Below are 276 nucleotides of genomic sequence, written 5' to 3'. Positions count from 1 at the left end.
GCTTCGGCTTGGTGACGGCCTCCGTGCGCGGCAGCATGACATGAGCGATTTTCTCAAGCCCGTGGATGCGCACGATCTCTTCCACGAGATCGGCTTCGCCATTCACGTCCGGACGCCAGGAGGGGATCGACGCGACGATCTCCTCGTCGGTCCCGGCAACGGCGAAGCCGAGGCTTTCCAGAATATCGACCTGGGCCCTGGGTGCGATCTCCACGCCCGCGAGCGTCGTCACGCGGTTCATGCGCAGACGCGCATTGGCGTTTCGAAGCGGCGCTT

The 276-nt window shown here is 64.5% G+C and carries 1 pseudogene; it reads right to left on the bottom strand.

The window, feature by feature from the left end:
* A pseudogene (locus CH341_RS32460) lies at positions 1-276 on the bottom strand (phenylalanine--tRNA ligase subunit beta); the annotation flags it as partial.

Origin of the sequence: Rhodoplanes roseus (assembly GCF_003258865.1) — a bacterium.
Taxonomy (GTDB): Bacteria; Pseudomonadota; Alphaproteobacteria; order Rhizobiales; family Xanthobacteraceae; genus Rhodoplanes; species Rhodoplanes roseus.
This window is presented reverse-complemented; position numbering and strand designations above follow the sequence as displayed.